The sequence below is a fragment of the Peribacillus tepidiphilus genome (assembly GCF_009466385.1).
GTDB classification, from domain to species: Bacteria; Bacillota; Bacilli; order Bacillales; family DSM-1321; genus Bacillus_BN; species Bacillus_BN tepidiphilus.
Genome location: NZ_WIAQ01000061.1, coordinates 1 through 1,401, shown reverse-complemented (window position 1 = coordinate 1,401; position 1,401 = coordinate 1). Strand labels below are relative to the sequence as shown.

The following is a 1,401-nucleotide window of genomic DNA, read 5'->3' as shown; positions in this document are numbered from 1 at the left end:
TAATAACATTTGTCTCTAAAATACATGGTCTGGTGACGATGGCGAAGAGGACACACCCGTTCCCATACCGAACACGGAAGTTAAGCTCTTCAGCGCCGATGGTAGTTGGGGGTTTCCCCCTGCGAGAGTAGGACGTTGCCAGGCATTGATACGGAGGATTAGCTCAGCTGGGAGAGCACCTGCCTTACAAGCAGGGGGTCGGCGGTTCGATCCCGTCATCCTCCACCATATAAGCCGGTGTAGCTCAATTGGTAGAGCAACTGACTTGTAATCAGTAGGTTGGGGGTTCAAGTCCTCTCGCCGGCACCACTATTTTTGAGCCATTAGCTCAGTCGGTAGAGACGAGCAAAACAGCTATGAAGTTGCTACGAGTTGCGTAGTCTCATGTCTTGCCAAAGAGATGAGACGGAGCACATGTTTAAAACAGAAGTAGCGGAGTAATTTTGAGTTATATGAGCCATTAGCTCAGCCGGTAGAGCATCTGACTTTTAATCAGAGGGTCGGAGGTTCGAGTCCTCCATGGCTCACCACTTTAATATTGCGGGTGTGGCGGAATTGGCAGACGCACCAGACTTAGGATCTGGCGCCTTACGGCGTGGGGGTTCAAGTCCCTTCACCCGCACCATTATGCGGAAGTAGTTCAGTGGTAGAATACAACCTTGCCAAGGTTGGGGTCGCGGGTTCGAATCCCGTCTTCCGCTCCAAAAAATAGTGCCGGGGTGGCGGAACTGGCAGACGCACAGGACTTAAAATCCTGCGGTAGGTGACTACCGTACCGGTTCGATTCCGGTCCTCGGCACCATGAATATGCGCCCGTAGCTCAATTGGATAGAGCGTCTGACTACGGATCAGAAGGTTATGGGTTCGACTCCTGTCGGGCGCGCCATATATTCTCTAAACGGGAAGTAGCTCAGCTTGGTAGAGCACTTGGTTTGGGACCAAGGGGTCGCAGGTTCGAATCCTGTCTTCCCGACCATCTTCCGATTTATAAGGGGCCTTAGCTCAGCTGGGAGAGCGCCTGCTTTGCACGCAGGAGGTCAGCGGTTCGATCCCGCTAGGCTCCACCAACATTGCACTTTGAAAACTAAACAAAACAATACGTCAACGTTAATTCTAATTGCTTTTAAGCAACACAATTTATGAGCAAGTCAAGCTCGAAAAGGATGAAGTTGAGAATCGGATTTTCTCTCTTTTAAAACAAAAAAAGTTTTAGAAGCGAGAAGGTCGAGGAAGCAAAGCGAGCGAACGCCGGAGTTTATTGTTGATAAATGAGGACGTGAGCGAGCGAAGCTGACGAAGAGATTCGATGCTTATAAAACTTTTTGGAGAGTTTGATCCTGGCTCAGGACGAACGCTGGCGGCGTGCCTAATACATGCAAGTCGAGCGGACTTCTTAAAAGC

The 1,401-nt window shown here is 50.1% G+C and carries 9 tRNA genes and 2 rRNA genes; all 11 read left to right on the top strand.

Going from position 1 to position 1,401, the window contains the following annotated elements:
• The first annotated feature begins 28 nt into the window (after positions 1 to 28).
• Positions 29 to 144: ribosomal RNA gene (gene rrf / locus GD441_RS16880) — 5S ribosomal RNA — on the top strand.
• An 8-nt stretch (positions 145 to 152) separates the two neighbouring features.
• Positions 153 to 228: transfer RNA gene (locus GD441_RS16875), tRNA-Val, on the top strand.
• A gap of 5 nt (positions 229 to 233) precedes the next feature.
• A tRNA-Thr gene (locus tag GD441_RS16870) sits at positions 234 to 309 on the top strand.
• A 145-nt stretch (positions 310 to 454) separates the two neighbouring features.
• Positions 455 to 530: transfer RNA gene (locus tag GD441_RS16865), tRNA-Lys, on the top strand.
• 10 nt (positions 531 to 540) lie between these two features.
• Positions 541 to 625 (top strand) — tRNA-Leu (locus GD441_RS16860).
• 4 nt (positions 626 to 629) lie between these two features.
• Positions 630 to 704 (top strand) — tRNA-Gly (locus GD441_RS16855).
• Positions 705 to 713: 9 nt separating this feature from the next.
• Positions 714 to 802: transfer RNA gene (locus tag GD441_RS16850), tRNA-Leu, on the top strand.
• 7 nt (positions 803 to 809) lie between these two features.
• A tRNA-Arg gene (locus GD441_RS16845) sits at positions 810 to 886 on the top strand.
• A gap of 13 nt (positions 887 to 899) precedes the next feature.
• Positions 900 to 976 (top strand) — tRNA-Pro (locus GD441_RS16840).
• A gap of 15 nt (positions 977 to 991) precedes the next feature.
• Positions 992 to 1,067: transfer RNA gene (locus GD441_RS16835), tRNA-Ala, on the top strand.
• A gap of 252 nt (positions 1,068 to 1,319) precedes the next feature.
• Positions 1,320 to 1,401, top strand: a 16S ribosomal RNA gene (locus GD441_RS16830); the annotation flags it as partial.